Annotated in this window: 14 protein-coding genes, 3 rRNA genes and 1 pseudogene; 7 read left to right on the forward strand and 11 right to left on the reverse strand. The window is 56.1% G+C overall.

Features of this window, described 5'->3' with window-relative positions; genetic code table 11:
* The 3 genes from dnaA (at position 1) to gyrB (ending at position 5,515) form a co-directional block, all read left to right on the forward strand.
* Positions 1–1,572 (forward strand): chromosomal replication initiator protein DnaA, encoded by a 1,572-nt coding sequence (gene dnaA, locus WJ16_RS00005; RefSeq protein WP_069255342.1) that lies wholly within the window; start codon positions 1–3, stop codon positions 1,570–1,572.
* A 168-nt stretch (positions 1,573–1,740) separates the two neighbouring features.
* Positions 1,741–2,847 carry a DNA polymerase III subunit beta gene (dnaN, locus tag WJ16_RS00010; RefSeq protein ID WP_006756934.1) on the forward strand — a complete coding sequence of 369 codons (1,107 nt, stop codon included), beginning with the start codon at positions 1,741–1,743 and terminating at the stop codon, positions 2,845–2,847.
* 193 nt (positions 2,848–3,040) lie between these two features.
* The gene (gene gyrB / locus WJ16_RS00015) at positions 3,041–5,515 is read left to right on the forward strand and encodes a DNA topoisomerase (ATP-hydrolyzing) subunit B (RefSeq protein ID WP_069255343.1); all 2,475 of its coding nucleotides are present in this window, start codon (positions 3,041–3,043) and stop codon (positions 5,513–5,515) included.
* A gap of 299 nt (positions 5,516–5,814) precedes the next feature.
* On the opposite strand, the gene WJ16_RS32600 is transcribed toward gyrB, so the two are convergent.
* The 4 genes from WJ16_RS32600 to WJ16_RS00030 are packed head-to-tail and all read right to left on the reverse strand — an operon-like array spanning position 5,815 to position 12,144.
* Entirely contained in the window at positions 5,815–6,204 is a 390-nt protein-coding gene (locus WJ16_RS32600) for a very short patch repair endonuclease (RefSeq protein ID WP_236858219.1), read from the reverse strand.
* 39 nt (positions 6,205–6,243) lie between these two features.
* The gene (locus tag WJ16_RS34560; RefSeq protein WP_157126700.1) at positions 6,244–8,046 is read right to left on the reverse strand and encodes a response regulator receiver domain; all 1,803 of its coding nucleotides are present in this window, start codon (positions 8,044–8,046) and stop codon (positions 6,244–6,246) included.
* On the reverse strand, positions 8,039–11,011 hold the full coding sequence (locus tag WJ16_RS00025) for an ATP-binding protein (RefSeq protein WP_069257896.1): 2,973 nt from the start codon (positions 11,009–11,011) through the stop codon (positions 8,039–8,041). The genes WJ16_RS34560 and WJ16_RS00025 overlap by 8 nt, the downstream gene beginning before the upstream one ends.
* A complete protein-coding gene (locus WJ16_RS00030) occupies positions 11,008–12,144 on the reverse strand; it encodes a DNA cytosine methyltransferase (RefSeq protein ID WP_236858164.1) in 1,137 nt (378 codons plus the stop codon). Before WJ16_RS00030 ends, WJ16_RS00025 begins: the two co-directional genes overlap by 4 nt.
* Before the next feature lie 403 nt (positions 12,145–12,547).
* Here WJ16_RS00030 and WJ16_RS34565 point away from each other — a divergent pair.
* Together WJ16_RS34565 and WJ16_RS00040 are read left to right on the forward strand one after the other, a co-directional pair.
* Positions 12,548–13,444: pseudogene (locus tag WJ16_RS34565) on the forward strand (transposase); the annotation flags it as partial.
* 216 nt (positions 13,445–13,660) lie between these two features.
* Positions 13,661–13,993: a hypothetical protein gene (locus WJ16_RS00040; RefSeq protein ID WP_069255347.1), complete on the forward strand. Its 333-nt coding sequence runs from the start codon at positions 13,661–13,663 to the stop codon at positions 13,991–13,993.
* Between the two features lie 241 nt (positions 13,994–14,234).
* On the opposite strand, the gene rrf is transcribed toward WJ16_RS00040, so the two are convergent.
* The 5 genes from rrf to WJ16_RS00065 all read right to left on the reverse strand — a co-directional run bounded on the left by rrf (position 14,235) and on the right by WJ16_RS00065 (position 21,477).
* A 5S ribosomal RNA gene (rrf, locus tag WJ16_RS00045) occupies positions 14,235–14,347 on the reverse strand.
* Positions 14,348–14,478: 131 nt separating this feature from the next.
* Positions 14,479–17,360: ribosomal RNA gene (locus WJ16_RS00050) — 23S ribosomal RNA — on the reverse strand.
* 384 nt (positions 17,361–17,744) lie between these two features.
* Positions 17,745–19,277 (reverse strand): 16S ribosomal RNA (locus WJ16_RS00055).
* Together the 16S, 23S and 5S rRNA genes form the textbook arrangement of a ribosomal RNA operon.
* Positions 19,278–19,852: 575 nt before the next feature.
* Positions 19,853–20,383 carry a cytochrome b gene (locus tag WJ16_RS00060; protein WP_069255348.1) on the reverse strand — a complete coding sequence of 177 codons (531 nt, stop codon included), beginning with the start codon at positions 20,381–20,383 and terminating at the stop codon, positions 19,853–19,855.
* Positions 20,383–21,477 (reverse strand): catalase family peroxidase, encoded by a 1,095-nt coding sequence (locus tag WJ16_RS00065; RefSeq protein ID WP_069255349.1) that lies wholly within the window; start codon positions 21,475–21,477, stop codon positions 20,383–20,385. Before WJ16_RS00065 ends, WJ16_RS00060 begins: the two co-directional genes overlap by 1 nt.
* A gap of 157 nt (positions 21,478–21,634) precedes the next feature.
* Between WJ16_RS00065 and WJ16_RS00070 the strand changes: the two genes are divergently transcribed.
* The gene (locus WJ16_RS00070; RefSeq protein ID WP_069255350.1) at positions 21,635–22,156 is read left to right on the forward strand and encodes a sigma-70 family RNA polymerase sigma factor; all 522 of its coding nucleotides are present in this window, start codon (positions 21,635–21,637) and stop codon (positions 22,154–22,156) included.
* Complete coding sequence (locus WJ16_RS00075; protein WP_069255351.1) at positions 22,153–22,911, forward strand: anti-sigma factor family protein; 759 nt, start codon at positions 22,153–22,155, stop codon at positions 22,909–22,911. The genes WJ16_RS00070 and WJ16_RS00075 overlap by 4 nt, the downstream gene beginning before the upstream one ends.
* An 824-nt stretch (positions 22,912–23,735) precedes the next feature.
* Here WJ16_RS00075 and WJ16_RS00080 read toward each other — a convergent pair.
* The gene (locus WJ16_RS00080; RefSeq protein ID WP_069255352.1) at positions 23,736–24,017 is read right to left on the reverse strand and encodes a hypothetical protein; all 282 of its coding nucleotides are present in this window, start codon (positions 24,015–24,017) and stop codon (positions 23,736–23,738) included.
* Between the two features lie 163 nt (positions 24,018–24,180).
* The gene (locus WJ16_RS35465) at positions 24,181–24,624 is read right to left on the reverse strand and encodes a hypothetical protein (protein WP_236858166.1); all 444 of its coding nucleotides are present in this window, start codon (positions 24,622–24,624) and stop codon (positions 24,181–24,183) included.
* Positions 24,625–24,716: the final 92 nt, after the last annotated feature.

Genomic DNA, 24,716 nt, shown 5'->3' on the forward strand with positions numbered 1-24,716 from the left:
ATGAACGATTTCTGGCAACACTGTTCCGCACTGCTGGAGCGCGAGCTGACGCCCCAGCAGTACGTGACGTGGATCAAACCCTTGGCCCCGGTGGCCTTCGATGCGTCGGCGAACACGCTGTCCATCGCCGCGCCGAACCGTTTCAAGCTGGACTGGGTCAAGAGCCAGTTTTCGGGTCGGATCTCCGATCTGGCCCGTGAATTCTGGAACACGCCGATCGAAGTCCAGTTCGTCCTCGATCCGAAGGCCGGCATGCGCAGCGCCGCACCGAGTGCAGGCGCGCCGCGTGCGCCGCTGCAACCGGGCGGCCCGGCCGCCACGGTGGCCGCGATCGCCGCGAACCTGACCGCGAATGCCGCGGCGGCGCCCGCCGCGCCGGCCGACGTGCCGATGACGCCGTCGGCAGCCGCCGCGCATCACCTGAACGCCGACGACGCCGACATCGACCTGCCGAGCCTGCCCGCGCACGAAGCGGCCGCCGGCCGCCGCACGTGGCGGCCGGGCCCCGGTGCGGCGCCCGCGAACGGCGGCGAAGCCGATTCGATGTACGAACGCTCGAAGCTGAACCCGGTGCTCACGTTCGACAACTTCGTGACCGGCAAGGCGAACCAGCTCGCGCGCGCCGCCGCGATCCAGGTCGCGGACAACCCGGGCATCTCGTACAACCCGCTGTTCCTGTACGGCGGCGTCGGCCTCGGCAAGACCCACCTGATCCACGCGATCGGCAACCAGCTGCTGCTCGACAAGGCCGGCGCGCGAATCCGCTACATCCACGCCGAGCAGTACGTGTCCGACGTGGTGAAGGCATACCAGCGCAAGGCGTTCGACGACTTCAAGCGCTACTACCACTCGCTCGACCTGCTGCTGATCGACGATATCCAGTTCTTCTCCGGCAAGTCGCGCACGCAAGAGGAATTCTTCTACGCGTTCGAGGCGCTGGTCGCGAACAAGGCGCAGGTGATCATCACCAGCGACACGTATCCGAAGGAAATCTCGGGCATCGACGATCGGCTGATCTCGCGCTTCGACTCGGGCCTCACCGTCGCGATCGAGCCGCCCGAGCTGGAAATGCGCGTCGCGATCCTGATGCGCAAGGCGCAGTCGGAAGGCGTGAACCTGTCGGAAGACGTCGCGTTCTTCGTCGCGAAGCACCTGCGCTCGAACGTGCGCGAGCTCGAGGGCGCGCTGCGCAAGATCCTCGCGTATTCGAAGTTCCACGGCCGCGAGATCTCGATCGAGCTGACCAAGGAAGCGCTGAAGGACCTGCTGACCGTGCAGAACCGGCAGATTTCGGTCGAAAACATCCAGAAGACCGTCGCCGACTTCTACAACATCAAGGTCGCCGACATGTATTCGAAGAAGCGTCCCGCGAACATCGCGCGGCCGCGGCAGATCGCGATGTATCTCGCGAAGGAACTCACGCAGAAGAGCCTGCCGGAAATCGGCGAGCTGTTCGGCGGGCGCGATCACACCACCGTGCTGCACGCGGTGCGCAAGATCGCCGACGAGCGCAGCAAGGACGCGCAGCTCAACCACGAGCTGCACGTGCTGGAGCAGACGCTGAAGGGCTGAGCGCGCGGCGCGCTTGATAATTCGGCCTCCGCCCCAATTTAAGGGGGGCGGTTCGGTTTTGAGGCACAATACTGGTTTGACCGCCCCGGTGGTGGCGGGCCAAGAGCCCGGCTGGCGGGGCGCTGCGAGGCTGCTGCGCTGCAGGCCGTTACTCAACGAAGGAACTCTATGCAACTGGTCAAGACCGAACGAGACACCCTCCTCAGGCCGCTGCAAACGGTCAGCGGCATCGTCGAACGCCGCCATACGTTGCCGATCCTCGCCAACCTGCTGATCACCAAGAACGGCCCGGACGTTTCATTCCTGTCGACCGACCTGGAGCTGCAGATCACCACGCGCGCCGATTTCGGCGTCGGCGGCGACCAGGTCGCGACCACCGTCGCAGCGCGCAAGCTGCTCGACATCCTGCGCGCGATGCCTGACGGCCAGGTCACGCTGTCGCTCGCCGACAAGCGCCTCACCGTTCAATCGGGCAAGAGCCGTTTCGCACTGCAGACGCTGGCGGCCGACGAGTTCCCGACCGTCGCGCAGGCGAAGGATTTCGGCGCAACCCTGACCGTCCCGCAGAAGTCGTTCCGCCAGCTGCTCGGCATGGTGCACTTCGCGATGGCGCAGCAGGACATCCGCTACTACCTGAACGGCATGCTGCTCGTCGTCGACGGCGACCAGCTGATGGCCGTGGCCACCGACGGCCACCGCCTCGCGTTCTCGTCGATGAAGCTCGAAGGCGGCACGTTCGGCCGCCAGGAAGTCATCGTGCCGCGCAAGACGATTCTCGAGCTGCAACGCCTGCTCGAAGACATCGACGACACCGTCACCATCGACATCGCGCAAACCCAGGCCAAGTTCACGTTCGGCCAGGTCGAGCTCGTGTCGAAACTCGTCGAGGGCAAGTTCCCCGACTTCCAGCGCGTGATCCCGAAGGCGCACAAGAACACGTTCGAGATCGGCCGTGAAGAACTGCAGCGCTCGCTGCAGCGCGCGGCGATCCTGACCTCGGACAAATTCAAGGGCGTGCGCTGCATCATCGCGCCGGGCCAGCTGAAGATCATGTCGACCAACGCCGATCAGGAAGAGGCGCAGGAAGAACTGGAAATCGCGTACCAGGGCGATACCGTCGACATCGGCTTCAACGTCACGTATCTGCTCGACGTGCTCGCGAACCTGAAGGTCGACACCGTGCAGGTGAGCCTCGGCGACGCCAGCTCGAGCGCGCTGATTACCGTGCCCGAGAACGACGAGTTCAAGTATGTCGTGATGCCGATGCGCATCTGACGCGCTCGACATCGCGACACACACCAGGGGGCGGCAAGCCCCTTTGGCGTTTTTATGGCGAACCGACAACCCGTCCCTTTGGTGCCCTGACGGCACCTCGGACGGGCCAGGAAACTGGAGCGGCCCGGCGATTTCTCTCGCTGAAACGCACCGCGCCGCCACGAGAGTGGCCTCGCAGAACCGGAAGATATCCATGAGTGAACAGCACAATTCGCAACCCGATAACAGCAGCTACGGCGCCTCGTCGATCCAGATCCTCGAAGGGCTGGAAGCGGTGCGCAAGCGCCCCGGGATGTACATCGGCGACACGTCGGACGGCACCGGTCTGCACCACCTCGTGTTCGAGGTGCTCGACAACTCGATCGACGAAGCGTTGGCCGGGTACTGCAACGACATCCACGTGACGATTCACGCCGACAACTCGATTTCCGTGACCGACAACGGCCGCGGGATTCCGACCGACGTGAAGATGAACGACAAGCACGAGCCGAAGCGCAGCGCCGCGGAAATCGTGATGACCGAGCTGCATGCCGGCGGCAAGTTCGACCAGAACAGCTACAAGGTGTCGGGCGGCCTGCACGGCGTGGGCGTGTCGTGCGTGAACGCGCTGTCGAGCTGGCTGCGCCTCACCGTGCGCCGCAACGGCAAGAAGCATTTCATGGAGTTCCATCGCGGCATCGCGCAGGACCGCGTGCTCGAGAAGGTGGACGGCGTGGAAGTGTCGCCGATGCTCGTGACCGGCGACACCGAGAACCGCGGCACCGAAGTGCATTTCATGGCCGATCCGACGATTTTCGGCACGGTCGAGTATCACTACGACATCCTCGCGAAGCGGATGCGCGAGCTTTCGTTCCTGAACAATGGTGTGCGCATTCGTCTCACCGATCTGCGTTCGGGCAAGGAAGACGATTTCGCGTTCGCCGGCGGTGTGAAGGGCTTCGTCGAGTACATCAACAAGACGAAGACCAACCTGCACCCGACGGTGTTCTTCGCCAACGGCGAGAAGGACGGCGTGGGCGTCGAAGTCGCGATGCAGTGGAACGACAGCTACAACGAGAACGTGCTGTGCTTCACGAACAACATTCCGCAGCGCGACGGCGGCACGCACCTGACCGGCCTGCGGGCCGCGATGACGCGCGTCATCAACAAGTACATCACCGACAACGAAATCGCGAAGAAGGCGAAGGTCGAGACGACCGGCGACGACATGCGCGAAGGGCTGTCGTGCGTGCTGTCCGTGAAGGTGCCGGAGCCGAAGTTCAGCTCGCAGACGAAGGACAAGCTGGTTTCTTCCGAGGTTCGTGCGCCGGTCGAGGAAGTCGTCGCGAAGGCGCTGGAAGAGTTCCTGCTCGAAACGCCGCTCGACGCGAAGATCATCTGCGGGAAGATCGTCGAAGCCGCGCGTGCGCGTGATGCGGCTCGGAAGGCGCGTGAGATGACGCGCCGCAAGGGCGTGCTCGACGGCGTCGGCCTGCCGGGCAAGCTCGCGGACTGCCAGGAGAAAGACCCGGCGAAGTGCGAAATCTACATCGTCGAGGGTGACTCGGCAGGCGGGTCGGCCAAGCAAGGGCGTGACCGGAAGTTCCAGGCGATCCTGCCGCTGCGCGGCAAGGTGCTGAACGTCGAGAAGGCACGCTACGACAAGCTGCTGTCGTCGGAGCAGATCGTCACGCTCGTGACCGCCCTCGGGTGCGGGATCGGCAAGGACGATTACAACCTCGACAAGCTGCGCTATCACCGCATCATCATCATGACCGACGCGGACGTCGACGGTGCGCACATCCGGACGCTGCTGCTCACGTTCCTCTATCGCCAAATGCCGGACATGATCGAGCGCGGGTATGTGTATATCGCGCAGCCGCCGCTTTACAAGATCAAGGCGGGCAAGGACGAGCGGTATCTGAAGGATGACGTGGAGCTGAACGCGCATATGCTGCGGTTGGCGCTGCAAGGGTCGGAGCTGGTGCCTGGGGAGAATGCGGCGGCGATTTCCGGCGATGCGCTCGGGGAGCTGGCGCGGTCGTATCTGCTGTCGCAGAGCGTGATCGATCGGTTGAGCCGGTTGTATGACCCGGCGGCGCTCGAGGCGATCATGGATGGCGTGTCGATCGATCTTTCCAACGAGGCTTCGACGGAGGCTTCGGCGAAGGCTCTTCACGCTGCATTGCATGACGAGGCTTTGAAGAACGAAGTGCGTGTGGTGCCTGCGTATGACGCGGTTCGGGAACAGCGGTCGCTGCATGTCGAACGTACCCATCACGGGAATGTGCGGGTTTCGGTTATCGACCAGGAGTTCCAGCACACGGCGGATTATCAGCAGCTTGTGGCTACGGCGAATACGTTCACGGGGCTTATTGGGGAAGGGGCGGTTATCAAGCGTGGTGAGCGCAGCATGGCTGTTACCGACTTCAAGAGCGCGATGAAGTGGCTGCTCGCGGATGCCGAGCGGAACGTTTCGAAGCAGCGGTATAAGGGGCTCGGGGAGATGAACCCCGGGCAGCTGTGGGAAACGACGATGGATCCGGCCGTGCGGCGGTTGCTGCGTGTGCAGATCGAAGACGCGATTGCTGCGGATGGGATCTTTACTACGCTCATGGGGGATGATGTCGAGCCGCGGAGAGCGTTTATCGAGTCGAATGCGTTGCGGGCGGGGAATATTGACGTTTAATGTCTGTCGCACACAACAGGTAAAAAGACTGCTGCGGATCGAAAAGCATCTATGTAAATCGGAGAAACGTCCAAGTAAGCCCCGGAAACAAAAAACGCCCAGAATAATGGGCGTTTTTTAATAACACTCAAAACCCTCCTTTCCAAGAACAAATATCTCATCCGTCCCGGCCGCCCTCCTTACCCAGACATCACCGACGCACTTCGCAACATAGCTAAGTCCATGCCAGTCCGACGAAAAGTAGCCCTCTTGTATTCAAAAATGATCGACAACCAATTCCAGCACTCATTCCAAGAAATTCAATTCAGATGAGCGGGGATTTTTTCTGATATAGATCGAATAATTAATTCTAGTTTTTCGGGATTTTTCACTTCACATTCCCAGATAATTAGCACATCCCATCCAAGACGAAACAAAGCCTCCCGGGCTGCATTATCACGCGCAACATTCTTGGAAAACTTCGAAATCCAAAACGCTTTATTTGTTTTTGGCATAGACGCTCGAGAACAACCACTATGTCGATGCCAAAAACAACCGTGGACAAATATACAAAGGCGGTACTTCGGCAAAACCACATCCGGACTCCCCGGAAGGTCCTTCCGATGAAGCCGGAATCGAAATCCGAGCCGATGAAGTGTGCGACGCACCAAAACCTCAGGCTTGGTGTTTCGACTCCTAACGGCTCGCATGTTCTCCGAGCGTTTTGCCTTTGACAGAGAGTCCACAGGCTAATCAACCTTAGGAGGCGCGTGAAAATCCAACCCAATGCGAGAAAAATTAGTTCCAAGACGCTGCAGCAAATTCAAAGCATACTCATACCTTAACTGCCCCACGACACGCACCGAATTACTTTTAAACTCAATTCCTGCAGCCCCCTGCGCCAATCGACCGATCGATATACTTCCAACCGAATCAGAAAAGCGCCCACCATTAGCAGCAAACATTTGCTCCCATTGCGGGTTATTTTGTATCTTACCACCGGGGCAAAACGAATAACAATCCTCGTCATCTTTACTCGTTCCGAAGACAAAGATATTTTGATTTGCCAGAGAGAGCGCAATCTCATCACCTACCTTATGGAGCAACACGGCCATAAAAGGCATATGATCACCTAGTCTACGAAACCACCCTCCCTCTTTTTGCCCTGGAACAAGATCACATGCTGGCGAAAGGCAAGCCCACAACTCACCATTCTCGAACTTAAGCAAGTGACCAGTCATAAGGTGTGAATGTTCAAACGTAGTTTTTAGATTTGCATAGATATTAAGCCGCTTTAGAATCGATGCCTCGTTCTCACTCCAGTCAATACGAATGAATTTTCTAAATACCTCGTCACGCCCGAGACTTTCTAGATGCTCGGCAAGCTCTCCGGCAAATAAATCAATATCCGCACGCAAATTATCGCCGAGCGCCTCCCAGTGTCGATCGACGGTATTTTTTAAAGTTTGCTTCTTATCGACCACTGCTCCAGCAAATAGCTGCTGCATCCAGCCTGCTTGAAGAAATCGATCTCGAAGCACGCCAGACTCCGCTAAAACTCCCCTCTCGTCCATCTGAGCACGCATCTTCGCCATTAGGAGCTGATGAGGTGAGGGACACCAATTTCGGATAGCTGACAACAGCTTTTCGGGGAGCTCATGCGGATGATGAGATTTACTCACTACCGTAACAAAGAGACTATCCGTTCTTATCCAATTGAATTCGTTATCCCAGCTATATGCAATTTTACCAAGATCTACTTGCGACAACTGACCTGCAATTCTCTCTTGCGTTTGTTCGATCAGCCAACGAGACCAGAGGGCATCTGAGACAGACTTCGTATCGGCGTGCACCGCCAGCTGTTCTCGAATGGCATCCCAGTCCGGCAATTCCGTGAGCGCCCGCGGATTGTCAAGACGCCTGATCGACAAATAGGCATCGTTGCTAACCAATTTAAGAAGCTTATCGACGATCTCTGGATCATCATCCTCCAGCTTGGCGATGACATTATCGACTTCTCTTCGCGGTATATCCGCCAGAGCCAGCTTCGAATCCGCACAAGTCAATCCAATCGCGATCTGCCGGAAGACTGACTCGATGCTTCCATTTTCGCCTTTGGTATACACAATGACCATATTGAAATGGTCATTACTAGCCAAATCTCTAAGAATCTTTATCGCGTGGTCACCGGTTCCCGCATCCCCAGCGAGATGGTAATCAAGTATCATGAGATCACTATGATGAAGATAAGGAGCAATCTTTTCTTCACCAGCAATTGAAACCTCCCGTCCATCGTGAACGTCAACCAGCCATGGACGTTGCTTTGTGCGGCAAAAACTAAGAATTTCCCTCACTCGTTTAGCATCCTCCTCAAGACCCGCCCACGGACGCGCACCTTTTAATTCTTTTTCGATTAATCCATCCAGTGATGGAAATTCGTCATCGACCACGATCACAGTTCGAATCGGATCAATGTATGCGCGTTTGATGAATTCATCGTAACTTTCAGCAAGTCGCGCCACCCGCGATTCGTCCACTGCAAGATTACTCATATTTGGCCCCCTTGAAATTAATTATGAAATTTGCACCCGGCAAAAGGCGCTGCTCCGGAGCTGTCGCGTAAGCGATAGTGTGACCACCAATGGCCAAGTTAGCTCGACAGAGATAGAGACCAACTCCTCGCCCCCCTCTTACCTTCGTAGTGAAGAATAGAGTAAACAATCTATCTACGTCCTCCGGATCCACCCCTGGTCCGTTATCTGACACGACAATCTGATCGTTTACAACATCGAGCAATATTTCCCCGCATTGTCCATCCCGATTTCCGGCCCAGTATATCGAATTATTAATTAAATTAATAAATACGGGAAATATTCTCTCCCGCTGCTCGAAAACAGAAAATCGCCTAAACTCCAAAGTCGCCGATAAAATCACTCCTGACGACTCGAGTGAGCGATGCAAAAAATCATTTGAATAATCAAATATATCCTGACCACTGATCCAGCCCCTCGACTTTTCACCAGACAACTTCAATGGCGACAAAAATCTTAGCCGATGAGAAAGCTCCTCATGCGCTCGCTTTATGGACTTAAACTGCCTCGTTTCTTTAAAATCTTGCGGGGATTCACGCAGCGCTTCGGAAATAGTTAATTCGAGCCCATCCATCTCATGCCCTATTATTTCCACCGTTACCCCGAGCTGCGCGAGAGAATTAAGTCTTGCAATTTCCTTGCTAGCTTCTTCGTAACGGGCCATGGAAAACGACACAAGAGCATCAATATCTACACTTTCGCGCAAACTTCGAAGAGTGGAAATGTAGGCCAAAAAAATCTCGCTATTTTCAACATCGATCCGCTCGCGCTCGTCAGCGAGAGCAGCTAAAACTCGCGGCAGCGACGAATCTCCTTCCTGCATACCATCCAACAATGGCAAACACGCAGCGTGATATTTTTTATTTCGTTCTTCGAGTATGTTAGCCAATCGCTCCATCTCACCAGCAAGGAGCTGGCGCGCCTCTACATTCCATTTTCGAAGCCGGGTATGCAAAAAATTGGCGTTTCGACTCAATTCAGCATACGCTATATCACGAGCTGATTTTGGTCGAATTCTCTCGATCTCTGCCAATATCGATTCATTAAGCTTCGCGATAAGCTCACTAGATCTATTGAACGACTTTCTAAATTGCCGATAATCAGACGCCAGAGATCCCAATGTCGTCGGCACCGCCCCGAAGGTCAGCTCACTTCGCCGCCCTTGTAGTTCGGCAACTTCTGACCGCATTTTTATCAACGATGTCTCATCTGCCGGCAAGTTGCCTTGGCGAGCAGACTCCGCCATTTGCTCCAACTCGTTACAGATATATTCTACGACTGGCAGGAACTCAGCTAGGTTTTGCCTAAATTCACGCCTCTGCCGAGCTCGAACGCTTTTCTGTGCTTGCTCGGCCTTCTCTTGCTCCCGATTTTCGCGAATTTCCGGTAGAGCATCTTTTCTTATTTTCGAATCGGTACCAAAATATCGGCGCGCCGAAGTCATCAATAAATTCTCAACCAAATCCCTAAATATCTTAGCTGCCTTATTATCAATAATTCCTTCTCGCCCCGCCTTATCCTTTAAATTTGGATTATCGTCTCGCGCAATAGCTACTCGTCCGAATATCCGGCGATATGACCAAAATTCTCGTCCAGCGTGACTAGACCGTCTTTTCTCAATTTCAAAGAAATCGTTATCCTCTCGGCCATACGGCATCACACGCAATCCGTCTCGGTACACCATAAATCCGGCGTACAGATTTGCTTGCTCTAACAACTTCGCCCATATCTCCTCCGGATGAGATGAATTTTCTAACGTTTGTTCGAAAGTACCGATCCGGAGACGAAAGGGACCCACTCGGGTATCTACACGACCACCACCGGGGGATTTCGGCGTAACGACTACAGTCTCATCTATCCATTTTCCGAATACCTTGACACGACCTCGAAAAACTCCTAGCTCATCAAAATCACCTTCAATAACATGCTCGAGATTTTCGAGATTCTCATAACCGAAAGATTTATCTTTTGAAATTACTGATGTTTTCAGATCACCATGCCACGCGATCACCGAGTATTCAAAATCTGTGATCGCGTTACCATGAGCGTAGTCTTCCGCACTAACGAAAGGATCAGTGAAATTTGATAATGTCTGAAACAGCTTACTTCTTGCTTGGTGTTCCGGTTGTTCTTGGGACGACAGAGAGGTAACGCTAAGTTGCGCCTGAAGATCAAACGAGACGTCAGATACCAGAAGCGCTGTACCTGAAGTTGTTGGATCATTCCATGGAGCCCATTGAGTGAAGTGACGTTCCTCAAAGGTTGTATCGATGAGGACGCTTTCGATTTGGGATTTTGTAGTAGCGCTCCCCAGGACCTTTTCCATTTCATCAAATCGACTCCAAGCTTTGACGATTCTCGAGTCTCGATCCGGGTCCAACCCACTGCCCCATACGTTCCCCATCAGTCGGTTGAACATCTCAGGTAAAGCAGCTAATACGTCATCTTTCGCCATTGCTTCAATGACTGGAATTTCCACATCATCCAGCAATAGGAAAGGATTTTCGAATAATCTCCAATCAATTAGCGCAACAACGAAGTTGGAGTCAACTCGCTTCGATACGAAGAGTAGAAGGGGACCTAGAGCCGCAGCGGAAAGTCGTCCAATCCCCTTTTGCCCTTGACGCGGTCTCGGCCGGAGCCCTTTACGATCTCTCTCTTCCGATTCTTCTTTCCCTGTCTTGGACTCGGTTCCAACCACAAGCCATTTATCAAGAAACTCTGACAAATTCATCCCATGGCCGTCGTCTACGAGTGCTGCAATAGGAGGTGTGCCATGATAAATATGCAGAGCCACTTCCCGGGCATATGCATCATAAGCGTTTTTCCACAGTTCTGAAATCGCGGTCGGACAGTCGGCGATCTGCTCGCGTCCAAGATGGTCGATCGTACGTGCACGGGTTTTGAATGATACTGCATCTATCATTTACGCCCCCTTATTCCTAGAATATTAGTCTTTGAATTATTCAATGCATCTCTAATCGGATTAAGCAACTTCTCCCCGAGTTCAACGGGAACCGCATTCCCAATTTGCTCTCCGATAGACATTAATCCACCTTTGAACACAAACCAATCCGGGAATGTCTGAAAACGAGCTGCTTGCCGAGCTGTAATTCCGTGATGCTCAGTTGGATGAACGAAGCGCCCTTTGGACGGGTTAATGCATGCTGTTGTCATCGTTGGCGCAGGAACAGTAGGGTCAATTCTGCCGTAGACGTCCGTGTGCCCATTATGTTCTGCGTGGCATGGAAGTGTGCGCTTAGATTCGTGCCTACTACCCCCGTTCAGAGGGGTCGACTTAAATACCTCGACAAGTGCTTCTGAATGATGCATGTGGATATCGTTCTCGTCGCCTGAAAGTATCGGACGATCAAACACTAAACTAGATGGTTGCCAGGACTTCAGATCCGGATTTCGGAGTCGATTCGTTTCGCTTCCGTGAGTTGGAGCGGGCGGCCACTCCACATCCAATTCAACATCAGGGCGCACTCCGAGAATAAAAACCCTCTTTCGACGTTGAGGCAGTCCGTAATCGCGTGCGTCTATGACCACAGGATCCATTACTCGATATCCCGATTTTTTTCCTGCGCGGTAGAAAGCGTCAAGGAACGATTTATGCCGCTCCCACAGCAATCCCGGAACATTTTCCATTAGGAAAACCTTAGGCCGCAGCGTCGCAACAAATTTAAAATAACGGAGTATTAATTTATTTCTTGGATCAGAAACTCCCGCATTATTTATTCTATGAACCGAGAACCCTTGACATGGCGGCCCACCAAGAAGCACATCGCACTCTCGACCATTGGGAAAATTTCTCTCCACGACCTTTTTCGGAGATAATTTTAAAATATCGCTCTCGTAAAGATCGGTGCCGAATTTATCGGCCAAATTAATTCTATATGTCAAACATGCATTTTTATTCAACTCAACAGCAGCAACAACATTAAATCCGGCATTTTTTGCCGCCAACGAAAACCCACCAGCCCCGGCGAAAAGATCAACGCACGTCATTTCGCAATGCCGATTATGGTCGATTTCTTTTGAACGATCGTTATACACAATTTATCTAGATTCTTTAATATTGCGAAGAGCTTCACTATCGCTCGTCGGCCACCTTACATCTTGGTGGGTGTCGAACAGCAACAAAACACTAAAGTGGCTAAAATTAAACCACGGGGAACGCATCATTATAGTAGTAAGTAAGCCGGCTCGGCGTCCTATCGGTGAATCTAAGGACGCAACTAAGTTTCGCTCAGTTTGCTCCTCAACAAGAGGACCGGGATTGACCCGGCGACAGTGGCACTTGGATCTGACCCGAGACGAGACGATTCTTATTGCCATCCGGCATGTGAGTTCTCTTTTGCCCTGGAGACAAGGAGAACTCGATGAAGAAGCGATTTACCGGCGAACCGATCCTCCGCATCTTGCGCGAAACCGAGAGCCGGGATGTCGGTAACTATGCAAGCGCCTGATCGCCGGGCAGATGCTGATAATCGATGGTCTGAAGGAATTCAATCGACGAAATTACCATCCCGATGGACCTGCGCGAGGTGCTGGAAATCCTAAGTCAGCAGAGAGCTCTAGCAACGCAAGGCATGTCGCTAGCTGCGACGGAGCCGCCTAGTAGCGACCTATACGCTCATGCAACCGGAGAGGGATCTGAGTCTGGGCGATCTGCTGATTGCAGCCGCGCAAGACGTGCCGCGCTGGCTATCGTCGTATGTTAGCTTAGCTCGTGTTGAGCGAATCGCGCGTGCGGCAAACGTGGCGAGTGTTGCAGCTCAGCATTCCGCGGAGACGTCCCCGCCAGCGTCGTTACTGCAACGACATACGCCTGCGAGGCACCACGCAGCCCAATTCGGTCTGGAGCTATGACTTCGTGCACGACTGACTTGCGGATAGTCTAGCGTTGAAGATGCCACACGTGATCGCTAAATACACCCGCGAGTGCCTGGTGATCGAGGTCGGTGTCAGCCCGCGATCACACGATGTGATCCTAAGTCTGTCGCGACAAATGTGGGGATGCGGCAATCCCGCGCTCATACGGTCGGACAACGGTGCCGAATTCACCACTGCCAAGTTTATGCTCTCGCGGCTGGATGCTGCGATCGACCCGGCGGCCACCGCGCTGGCGGTCCGCGTGACCAGGCGGGTTCATCTATAGCTTCAACGGCAAGCTACGCGACGAATGGCTGAACTGCGAGTGGCTCCACAGCCGTGCCGAGGCCAAGGTGCTCATCGAACGCCGGCGGCCGTGCTATAGCGAGCGCCGCCCCCACGGCCCACATCACTACCAATCTCCAGCCACGGTCCGTCGAGCTGGCAGGATTCCAATAATATCGAAACCAGACTCACTTCCTTGCGGGTCTATTCCGCCGCGCGTCACGGTTCGAACAGCACAAATTTTGAGACAACTAAGTCTTTCTATACCGTTCGGCTAGTTCGCATGTTTGGGCCTCAACGAACACCATTCTTCGCTTAAACTGAAATGGCGTCACCGCAAAAAGCGCGGGCCGCATGGGCTGCCACCCATACGACCCGCTGACCACAACCAACTCAATGCAGGAGTCGGAAGATGGCTAACGCCTATAGTAAGTCACGTCCCAAGAAGCTCAAACAGCATCCCGAGGTTGAGCTGACCCTCGGCAACAAGCCTGACCTTCCCCAGGAAGGCCAACCGTACATGCCATGGATGCGCGCCATTGACGCGCATTTCGAGATGTTCGGATTCAAGCCGGGTGATCGCGTCTATCTTCGGTTCAGCTTTGATTCCCGAAGGGTCATCATCACGCCCGACTACAGCGCGCTGAACTGGCGAGAGCAGCCCTATGGTGCAGCTGCGCAAGAAGAGGAGAAGGATGAGGAATACGCAGCGCTGGCGCCCTTGCGCCGCTCTATTGATTGGTGAGTCCGGCGGGAAGCGCTTCGGCACGCACCTTGATGCAAATGGTCTGCGGCGGCGCTGCAAGTAACGTCAACAACCGTCACAACAGACGAAAAGTTGCGTTCCGCGCTCTCGACATTCGACGGCATCGCAGGCATCAGCCCATGCAGCATGACAAGCATCCATGCCGAGTGCCCGCGCATGCATTTCTGCCGCGCCAATGCAAAAACCCCCGCCTTTCGGGCGGGGGTTTCTGGCTTAGGGAGCCTGACGATTACCTACTTTCACACGGGAATCCGCACTATCATCGGCGTAGAGTCGTTTCACGGTCCTGTTCGGGATGGGAAGGGGTGGGACCGACTCGCTATGGTCATCAGGCAAAGAGGGTTGTTGTGCTGGCTTGGCAGCACAACCAATCTGGGAAGAAGCAGTAATTGAGGTTGTGTGTATCACACACGAGAATCCAACCAGTCCGACGCGCTGTTCTCAGCGCGAGACAGACTTGTTATAGGATCAAGCCTTACGGGCAATTAGTATCAGTTAGCTGAACGCATTACTGCGCTTACACACCTGACCTATCAACGTCCTGGTCTCGAACGACCCTTCAAGGAGGTCTAGCCTCCAGGGATATCTCATCTTAAGGCGAGTTTCCCGCTTAGATGCTTTCAGCGGTTATCTCTTCCGAACATAGCTACCCGGCGATGCCACTGGCGTGACAACCGGTACACCAGAGGTTCGTCCACTCCGGTCCTCTCGTACTAGGAGCAGCCCCCTTCAAATATCCAACGCCCACGGCAGATAGGGACCAAACTGTCTCACGACGTTTTAAACCCAGCTCACGTACCTCTTTAAATGGCGAACAGCCATACCCTTGGGACCGGCTACAGCCCCAGGATGAGATGAGCCGACATCGAGGTGCCAAACACCGCCGTCGATATGAACTCTTGGGCGGTATCAGCCTGTTATCCCCAGAGTACCTTTTATCCGTTGAGCGATGGCCCTTCCATACAGAACCACCGGATCACTATGACCTGCTTTCGCACCTGCTCGACTTGTCGGTCTCGCAGTTAAGCACGCTTATGCCATTGCACTATCAGCACGATTTCCGACCGTACCTAGCGTACCTTCGTACTCCTCCGTTACGCTTTGGGAGGAGACCGCCCCAGTCAAACTGCCTACCATGCACTGTCCCCGACCCGGATCACGGGCCAAGGTTAGAACCTCAAACAAACCAGGGTGGTATTTCAAGGACGGCTCCACCGAAACTAGCGTTCCGGTTTCATAGCCTCCCACCTATCCTACACAGATCGGTTCAAAGTCCAATGCAAAGCTACAGTAAAGGTTCATGGGGTCTTTCCGTCTAGCCGCGGGTAGATTGCATCATCACAAACACTTCAACTTCGCTGAGTCTCGGGAGGAGACAGTGTGGCCATCGTTACGCCATTCGTGCAGGTCGGAACTTACCCGACAAGGAATTTCGCTACCTTAGGACCGTTATAGTTACGGCCGCCGTTTACCGGGACTTCAATCAAGAGCTTGCACCCCATCATTTAATCTTCCGGCACCGGGCAGGCGTCACACCCTATACGTCCACTTTCGTGTTTGCAGAGTGCTGTGTTTTTATTAAACAGTCGCAGCCACCAGTTTATTGCAACCCCTTCACCCTCCTGGCGCAGGCCAGTCAAGCTACAAGGGCGTACCTTATCCCGAAGTTACGGTACCAATTTGCCGAGTTCCTTCTCCCGAGTTCTCTCAAGCGCCTTAGAATACTCATCTCGCCCACCTGTGTCGGTTTGCGGTACGGTCATCGTTAGACTGAAGCTTAGAGGCTTTTCTTGGAACCACTTCCAATTGCTTCGCTCCCGAAGGAGCTCGCGCCACACCCTTGAATTGCGCACCCGGATTTGCCTAAGTGCCTTCTCCAATGCAGCGACCGGGACTTCCAACACCCGGACAACCTTCCGCGATCCGTCCCCCCATCGCATCTAACAATGGTGCAGGAATATTGACCTGCTTCCCATCAGCTACGCATTTCTGCCTCGCCTTAGGGGCCGACTCACCCTACGCCGATGAACGTTGCGTAGGAAACCTTGGGCTTACGGCGAGGGGGCCTTTCACCCCCTTTATCGCTACTCATGTCAGCATTCGCACTTCCGATACCTCCAGCACCCTTTACAAGGCACCTTCGCAGGCTTACGGAACGCTCTCCTACCATGCGAGCAAAGCTCGCATCCGCAGCTTCGGTATATAGCTTAGCCCCGTTACATCTTCCGCGCAGGACGACTCGATCAGTGAGCTATTACGCTTTCTTTAAAGGGTGGCTGCTTCTAAGCCAACCTCCTGACTGTTTTAGCCTTCCCACTTCGTTTCCCACTTAGCTATATTTGGGGACCTTAGCTGGCGGTCTGGGTTGTTTCCCTCTTGACACCGGACGTTAGCACCCGATGTCTGTCTCCCGTGATTGCACTCTTCGGTATTCGGAGTTTGCTATGGCGGGGTAATCTGCAATAGACCCCCCAACCATGACAGTGCTCTACCCCCGAAGGTGAGACACGAGGCACTACCTAAATAGTTTTCGGAGAGAACCAGCTATTTCCAGGTTTGTTTAGCCTTTCACCCCTATCCACAGCTCATCCCCTAACTTTTCAACGTTAGTGGGTTCGGACCTCCAGTACGTGTTACCGCACCTTCATCCTGGCCATGGATAGATCACCTGGTTTCGGGTCTACGCCCAGCAACTGAACGCCCTATTCGGACTCGCTTTCGCTACGCCTGCCCTATACGGTTAAGCTTGCTACTGAACGTAAGTCGCTGACCCATTATACAAAAGGTACGCCGTCACCCCTTACGAGGCTCCGACTGTTTGTATGCATGCGGTTTCAGGATCTATTTCACTCCCCTCCCGGGGTTCTTTTCGCCTTTCCCTCACGGTACTGGTTCACTATCGGTCGATCACGAGTATTTAGCCTTGGAGGATGGTCCCCCCATCTTCAGACAGGATTTCACGTGTCCCGCCCTACTTGTCGCACACCTAGTTCTTTCATACTGTTTTCGCCTACAGGGCTATCACCTGCTATGGCCGCACTTTCCAGAGCGTTCGGCTAACAATACAAATAAAGAGTGCAAGGCTCATCCCATTTCGCTCGCCACTACTTTGGGAATCTCGGTTGATTTCTTTTCCTGCGGTTACTTAGATGTTTCAGTTCACCGCGTTCGCTTCGCATGGCCTATGTATTCAGCCATGGATACTCCAAAAGGAGTGGGTTTCCCCATTCGGACATCTACGGATCAAAGCTCGTTTGCCAGCTCCCCGTAGCTTTTCGCAGGCTACCGCGTCCTTCATCGCCTGTGATCGCCAAGGCATCCACCACATGCACTTGTTCGCTTGACCCTATAACGAGTCTGTCTCGTTACAGGTTGAGTTCTCGCGTTGTGCCGTATTCCAATTGAGTCAAACATAGAGTTCGAATCATCTTGAGATACATCGATACAATCACAACCCGGATAGTTTTCACGTCCATCTCAAGACGCTTCCGCTATCCAAATTACTTGCTTCTTCCAGATTGTTAAAGAACGACAGCCGATATCTGTTGATATCCTCTGACTGGCTCAATCGCCAATGAAAAAGACTCGAATCGAACTTCATTCGAATATTTATCATTGAGGATTATCGAAAGCGGCCGGCATTATAACCGACAAAACCGCTAACAGACAGTCTTTCTGTCTTTATCAACAGCCGATAAGCGTGAGCGCTCAACTTTGCGAGAAGCTCTGGAAAGGAGGTGATCCAGCCGCACCTTCCGATACGGCTACCTTGTTACGACTTCACCCCAGTCATGAATCCTACCGTGGTGACCGTCCTCCTTGCGGTTAGACTAGCCACTTCTGGTAAAACCCACTCCCATGGTGTGACGGGCGGTGTGTACAAGACCCGGGAACGTATTCACCGCGGCATGCTGATCCGCGATTACTAGCGATTCCAGCTTCATGCACTCGAGTTGCAGAGTGCAATCCGGACTACGATCGGTTTTCTGGGATTAGCTCCCCCTCGCGGGTTGGCAACCCTCTGTTCCGACCATTGTATGACGTGTGAAGCCCTACCCATAAGGGCCATGAGGACTTGACGTCATCCCCACCTTCCTCCGGTTTGTCACCGGCAGTCTCCTTAGAGTGCTCTTGCGTAGCAACTAAGGACAAGGGTTGCGCTCGTTGCGGGACTTAACCCAACATCTCACGACACGAGCTGACGACAGCCATGCAGCACCTGTGCGCCGGTTCTCTTTCGAGCACTCCCACCTCTCAGCAGGATTCCGACCATGTCAAGGGTAGGTAAGGTTTTTCGCGTTGCATCGAATTAATCCACATCATCCACCGCTTGTGCGGGTCCCCGTCAATTCCTTTGAGTTTTAATCTTGCGACCGTACTCCCCAGGCGGTCAACTTCACGCGTTAGCTACGTTACTAAGGAAATGAATCCCCAACAACTAGTTGACATCGTTTAGGGCGTGGACTACCAGGGTATCTAATCCTGTTTGCTCCCCACGCTTTCGTGCATGAGCGTCAGTATTGGCCCAGGGGGCTGCCTTCGCCATCGGTATTCCTCCACATCTCTACGCATTTCACTGCTACACGTGGAATTCTACCCCCCTCTGCCATACTCTAGCCTGCCAGTCACCAATGCAGTTCCCAGGTTGAGCCCGGGGATTTCACATCGGTCTTAGCAAACCGCCTGCGCACGCTTTACGCCCAGTAATTCCGATTAACGCTCGCACCCTACGTATTACCGCGGCTGCTGGCACGTAGTTAGCCGGTGCTTATTCTTCCGGTACCGTCATCCCCCGACTGTATTAGAGCCAAGGATTTCTTTCCGGACAAAAGTGCTTTACAACCCGAAGGCCTTCTTCACACACGCGGCATTGCTGGATCAGGCTTTCGCCCATTGTCCAAAATTCCCCACTGCTGCCTCCCGTAGGAGTCTGGGCCGTGTCTCAGTCCCAGTGTGGCTGGTCGTCCTCTCAGACCAGCTACTGATCGTCGCCTTGGTAGGCCTTTACCCCACCAACTAGCTAATCAGCCATCGGCCAACCCTATAGCGCGAGGCCCGAAGGTCCCCCGCTTTCATCCGTAGATCGTATGCGGTATTAATCCGGCTTTCGCCGGGCTATCCCCCACTACAGGACATGTTCCGATGTATTACTCACCCGTTCGCCACTCGCCACCAGGTGCAAGCACCCGTGCTGCCGTTCGACTTGCATGTGTAAGGCATGCCGCCAGCGTTCAATCTGAGCCAGGATCAAACTCTTCAGTTTAAACCTGTTACTGTTTTCGGTTCGGTTAAGAACCGGTCGCTCACTCAAAGCTGACAGGAATATGAATTGCTTCATAAACCTGACTTACTTTAGTGTGAGACTCTTGATACTTTCGCTATCTGATCCGAGGATCAGCTCGCTTTCATCAAGCGCCCACACTTATCGGCTGTTAATTTTTAAAGAGCATTTCTGCGAGAAACCTGAAGTTTCCCGGCAGCGCTGCGTTTTCAGCAGCAGAGAAGCGAGATTATTAACCGTTTTTTTAAATCCGTCAACAACTTTTTTAACTACTTCGTTGCGACGACTGCGGTTTAATTCCATGTGCACTGGAGTCGTTAAAACCGACATCAACAGCACCGCTTCCCTTCTTCCCCCGCGCTGCGTTTCCGTTAGCGCGAAAGAGGCGTGATTCTAAGCACCTGTCCCGGTCTCCGCAACCCCTTTTTTGAAATTATTTTGACATGTGGTAGCGGGGGTCTCCGAACCTGTCCTACGGTCAGATATATGCGACACGGCAGGAGCAGGCCCGGTTGCCCGTGAACCGCCCCGCCGCATCGAGCGCAATCCTCCGCCGCTCACCGGCCCACCATCGCCCTCACCACGCCGTCCCGTCGAATCAGCCCGTGATACAGCGCTGCGGCAAAGTGCGCGAGGAACGTCGCGAAGAACAGATAGGCCAGCACCCGGTGCGCGACCCGGAGCCAGGCAAACGCCACCGGATCCGCCGCCACGATCGCCGGCAGCTGCACACCACCGCCCAACGTCACCGGATACCCGCCCGCCGACAGCATCGCCCAGCCGATCAGCGGCATCGCGAGCATCAGCGCATACAGCACGAGATGCGACCCGTGCGCGGCAACCTTCTGCCACCACGGCAGATCCTCCGGCAACGCCGGCGGCTTCGACAGAACCCGCACCACGATACGCACGCACACGAGCACCAGCACGGCAATGCCCAGCGGCTTGTGAATCGACACCAGAAGCGCATGCCGCTCAGAGACAGACGCCACCATCCCCACCCCGATGAACAGCATCGCGATGATCATCGCGGCCATCACCCAGTGCAGCACCCTCGCCGGCAAACCAAACGTCGCAGAAGTCTTCATCACCGTCCCTCCGAACTCAACCTGGCCACGCCCGCCACCCCGGCCTCTTCACTCGTCCTGCGCAGATACGAATCCGCGTAGGCAGCCGAGCGCGCCGCCAGCAACGGATCCCCCGACACCTGAATCCCCTGCGGCAGCACCGTCGGGTCGTAATTCACGTCGCGGCACGGCCCGCTGTCCTGCGCCTCCACGCGGTCGAGCACGAGCGTGCCCGCGTCGATCGTCGTGCGCTGCGCGGGCCAGACCTTCGTCGCGTCGTCCACCGGATCGCCCGGCTCCGCCAGGGTGACCAGCAACTTCCACTTCTGCGCACCGGCCGCGATGCGCTGCGTCACGTCCTGCTGCAGCACGTTCGGATCCGCGGCCGTTGCGACGCTGCCGGCGCCGGCCGTCTGCTCCGGCACGACGCGCCATCGCACCGCCTGGCGCTTGCCCGCCGCATCGACGAAGTAGAACGCGTTCAAGCCGTAATAGCTCTCGGTGACGTAACTCGCGCTCGGCTTCGCACCTTTGATCCACTGCAGGAACGCAGCCGTCTCCGGGTGCGCGCCGAAAAACGCCTTCACCTTCGCCGGATCGGGCTTGCCCGTCTTCGGATCGGGCCGGGTCGCCAGCAATTGCGCGTAGAACGCCTGCGGCGTCGCGACCGGAAACACCGGCATCGCGTTCATCCCGGTTCGCCATTGCTCGCCATCGGGCGCGGTGAGCTTCAGCGCGAGGCTGCGGATCGGCACGCTGCTGTCGGGCGCATACGGATTCCCGCCCGGCAACGCGAAGCGCCCGACCACCGGCGTGCGCACCGCCTTGAAGAACGGCGCGACCGAATACGCGCTCGCGGCACCGTTGCCTTCGAAGTAACCGGTCACGCACACGCCCTTCGCGTGATTGCGCCGGAAGCCCGGATGAATGCCGCCGCCGGCCGTCTGCAACGCATCGACGACGCGGTGCGGGGTCAGACGCGCCGGCGCGAGCCACCCGCCGACATACCCGAACGCCACGGCCACGCCGGCCACCGCGCCGCCGATCGCGGCCCAGCGCCACCACCCGCGCCCGGGCCCGCGCTGCGGCGAAGAAGAGGAAGAAGATCGCTCCATGAATGTGCTCCCGATCGTCAGATCATTGTCGAACCCGCGTAGGACGCCGCCCGTGCCGCTTTATTCCACGAAAAAATTTTCCCCTATGCTGGTGGAATAAGCGGCGCCGACCGGCGTCTTACGCGGCATCTCGACCCTTTCGGCAACCGGCCCGGCCATGCCCTCCACCGCCCTCGACGACAACGCACTGCGCGAACTCATCCCCAGGCTGCGACGTTTCGCGCTCTGGCTCGCGCGCGACGTCCACGCGGCCGACGACCTCGTCCAGTCGACGCTCGAGCGCGCGCTGTCGCGCTGGACGAGCCGTCGCGACGATGCGTCGCTGCGCAGCTGGCTCTTCACGATCCTGTATCGGCAGTTTCTCGACGGCAAACGCAGCGCGAAGCGCTACGCGTGGCTGCTTGGGCGCATCCGCGACGACGACGAAGCGCACTGGCCGTCCGCCGAACGCGAATTCGCGGCGCGCGCGACGCTCGAAGCGTTCGGCCGGCTCTCCGATGAACAGCGCAGCCTGCTGCTGCTCGTCGCGGTCGAAGGCTTCACCTATCAGGAAGTCGCCGACCTGCTCGATGTACCGATCGGCACCGTGATGTCGCGGCTCTCCCGCGCACGCCAGGCGCTGCGTCAGCTCAGCGACGGCGAGCTTCCCGCTCCTTCTCTCCGCTTGATGAAGAAATGAACACGCCTCCGAACGAACACGACCTTCACGCCTATGTAGACGGCCAGCTCGACGACGATGCGCGCGTCGCGGTCGAGCGCTATCTCGCGCTGCATCCGGAGCGCGCGGAACAGGTGAAGCAATGGCAGCAGGATGCGCAGCGGTTGCGGGCCGCGCTGGAAAGCGTGCGGATGCCGGCCGATAACCCTGCGCTGGATCCGGCGGCGATTCGCGGACGGCGCATGGAGCGCACGCGGATGCGGTTCGCGATGGCGGCTTCGTTCGTGTTCTGCGTCGGGCTGGGGACCTTCGGCGGGTGGCAGGCGCGCGGGTGGAACGCGCCGCCGCCCATCGCGCCGATGAGCGATGCGGTCGAGGCTTACCGGATGATGGTGGTCGATCAGACGGCGAAGGTCGATTACCGGCCGACGGGTGCGGGCGATTTGCAGGGATGGCTCACCCGGCGCGTGGGCGCGTCGGCGAAGCTGCCGGATTTGAGCGCGGCGGGGTTCAGGCCCGTCGGCGGACGGTTGTTCACGACGGACAGTGGCGCCACGGCTGCGATGGTGCTCTATGAGGACGCAGCCGGGCGGACGCTGAGCTTCTATCTGCGGCCGGCGGAATCGGAACGTCGGCTGCTGCCGGCCGGGCAACGCGTGGATGGTGCGCTGCTCGCGCGGTATGGATCGGTGAACGGGCTCAACTATGCGGTGGTCGGGCCGGCCGGGAGCCTCGCCGAGAAAGCCGTCGTGCAGGCGCTCGATCAGCAGACTTGAGTTGCGGTGGTACGATGCGCGCCCGGCTGGTGGTCAGTGGTAGCCGGGAGGGCCTTATGCGGTGTGGCTCGGCGGACTTGAGTACGCTTGCGCTCATCGGTTGATTGCACAGCGTTCCAACTGACTTTGCCGGCTGGTTTTCCACATCGGTAGAGCGTGTTCGGTACCCTCACCTTTAGAATCACAGGGTTTCGAGTCGCCGCGGAGCAGAATATCCACATCCATCGTGGTTATGCTCCATGCGGGCATCGGTCGGTTCTCTCACCTTGGGTCTGCACAGCGTTTCGGGTTGTTTTGGCGTGTGATATCCACAGCCCGCGAGATAACGCGAACATCTACGCCGAATTCGCCCACCTTCACCCGCTGAATGCACAGGATTTCGACTACCTTGGCTCCTCGATATCCACAAGGCATTCGATAACGGCGGATTGCGCGAGCACTCTCCATATCACCCGCTCTATTCCGGCAAAGCCTTGCCAGACAAAGCATCCGGCCTGTTTCGTGTGGTCCAACGCAAGGCGCTCACCGGTTCAATGCACAGCGATACGACTGGTTAGGTGTGGGCGTTATCCACATACGGGGCACCGACCGGCACACTAGACGCGATGCATACTCCGCATGCGCTCAGGTCGCAGGACCTGCTGCTCTTCGTCCAGTCGTATGCTCAGGCATGCTGATCGGCTCATCGCGGTCAGAATTCGCCGGCATCCGCACCCAGCTTGCGATCCGGACGCATGCTCACCTTATGCTGGCACAGCGTTTCGTATCGTTTTGTGTGGCGGTTATCCACATATTGAGACTGACCGCCTTCACCACCGCGAAAGTCACTTGGTCAGATAAATCCTGAGAATCTCGCCGGTTTCCGGAGAGACGACATACTTCATTGTCGTCCCGAGCGGGCTCGCGTTGCCAAGCCCGCGCATGCCAGGGGGCATCTTCGCCAGGAACGTTACGCCGATGACTGCGTCCTCGATGCAGATCTCGAAGTTGCGCAGGTCCTCCCCGGTTTTCGCAAATTCCTCGTAGGTGGCCTTCAGGCCGAGAAGCGTCGCAGTATTGGGCTGGACGGAACAGCGATTGAGCCAGCCAAAATTCCATTTGATCATCGCGCTCTTGGAAATATCGGCCCCAGATCCGGCGAATGTACCGGTCAAAGAACGCGCAGGTGCTTAGTCGTTGCAGGGTATTTGCGCCGCGCGAGCACATGTCGCGCGCTGGCATCACGTATCCCGTCTCGGACAGCGCCCTAAATTCACGAAGGCAAGCGCTTCAGGTCGTTGTCAATAAACCGATCGCCGCCTCCATCGATTCGTCGTCGCCGAAGCGATAAACATCACCATCCTCGTACGTGCCGCCCAAATCGACGATATTCCCTCTCTCCGATTCGAGCATGAAACCTGGATATTCGATCTCGTCACGAACAAGCGTCAAAGGCACGACGCCATCATCGCCCCTCCAGTTCTGACGATCATTGACGAGAGGGCGCACGGCTTGCGTAACAAGCTCGCCACCGCAGCATCCGTGATATGACCAATACACTAACGGCATCAAGCCTCCGTTGTCCTGACATCTGGTCTCGCGAATGCAACTCGTATCGATGGCGAAGAAAAGCCATGTCGAAGCACGCCCGCCCCTCTTTGTGCTGCTGGCCGACCTTCGCTCAACTCGACTCGCGACCAGAACGCCGCAGGCGATCGTCGATTCGGCAGGCAAGCTGATGACCGGGTGCGCTTCCGGCCGCTTCTGCAGCGTCAGCCCACTTGCTGGCCTCGTTCAGCTCTGCCGCTTGCGCATCCTTCAAAGCG

This window comes from Burkholderia metallica, from assembly GCF_001718555.1.
GTDB classification, from domain to species: Bacteria; Pseudomonadota; Gammaproteobacteria; order Burkholderiales; family Burkholderiaceae; genus Burkholderia; species Burkholderia metallica.

Excerpts from the sequence above, each read along its gene's own strand:
- dnaA (WP_069255342.1), top strand. The coding sequence starts at position 1 with ATGAACGATTTCTGGCAACACTGTTCCGCACTGCTGGAGCGCGAGCTG.
- dnaN (WP_006756934.1), top strand. The coding sequence starts at position 1,741 with ATGCAACTGGTCAAGACCGAACGAGACACCCTCCTCAGGCCGCTGCAA.
- gyrB (WP_069255343.1), top strand. The coding sequence starts at position 3,041 with ATGAGTGAACAGCACAATTCGCAACCCGATAACAGCAGCTACGGCGCC.
- WJ16_RS32600 (WP_236858219.1), bottom strand. The coding sequence starts at position 6,204 with ATGCGAGCCGTTAGGAGTCGAAACACCAAGCCTGAGGTTTTGGTGCGT.
- WJ16_RS34560 (WP_157126700.1), bottom strand. The coding sequence starts at position 8,046 with ATGAGTAATCTTGCAGTGGACGAATCGCGGGTGGCGCGACTTGCTGAA.
- WJ16_RS00025 (WP_069257896.1), bottom strand. The coding sequence starts at position 11,011 with ATGATAGATGCAGTATCATTCAAAACCCGTGCACGTACGATCGACCAT.
- WJ16_RS00040 (WP_069255347.1), top strand. The coding sequence starts at position 13,661 with ATGGCTAACGCCTATAGTAAGTCACGTCCCAAGAAGCTCAAACAGCAT.
- WJ16_RS00060 (WP_069255348.1), bottom strand. The coding sequence starts at position 20,383 with ATGAAGACTTCTGCGACGTTTGGTTTGCCGGCGAGGGTGCTGCACTGG.
- WJ16_RS00065 (WP_069255349.1), bottom strand. The coding sequence starts at position 21,477 with ATGGAGCGATCTTCTTCCTCTTCTTCGCCGCAGCGCGGGCCCGGGCGC.
- WJ16_RS00070 (WP_069255350.1), top strand. The coding sequence starts at position 21,635 with ATGCCCTCCACCGCCCTCGACGACAACGCACTGCGCGAACTCATCCCC.
- WJ16_RS00075 (WP_069255351.1), top strand. The coding sequence starts at position 22,153 with ATGAACACGCCTCCGAACGAACACGACCTTCACGCCTATGTAGACGGC.
- WJ16_RS00080 (WP_069255352.1), bottom strand. The coding sequence starts at position 24,017 with ATGATCAAATGGAATTTTGGCTGGCTCAATCGCTGTTCCGTCCAGCCC.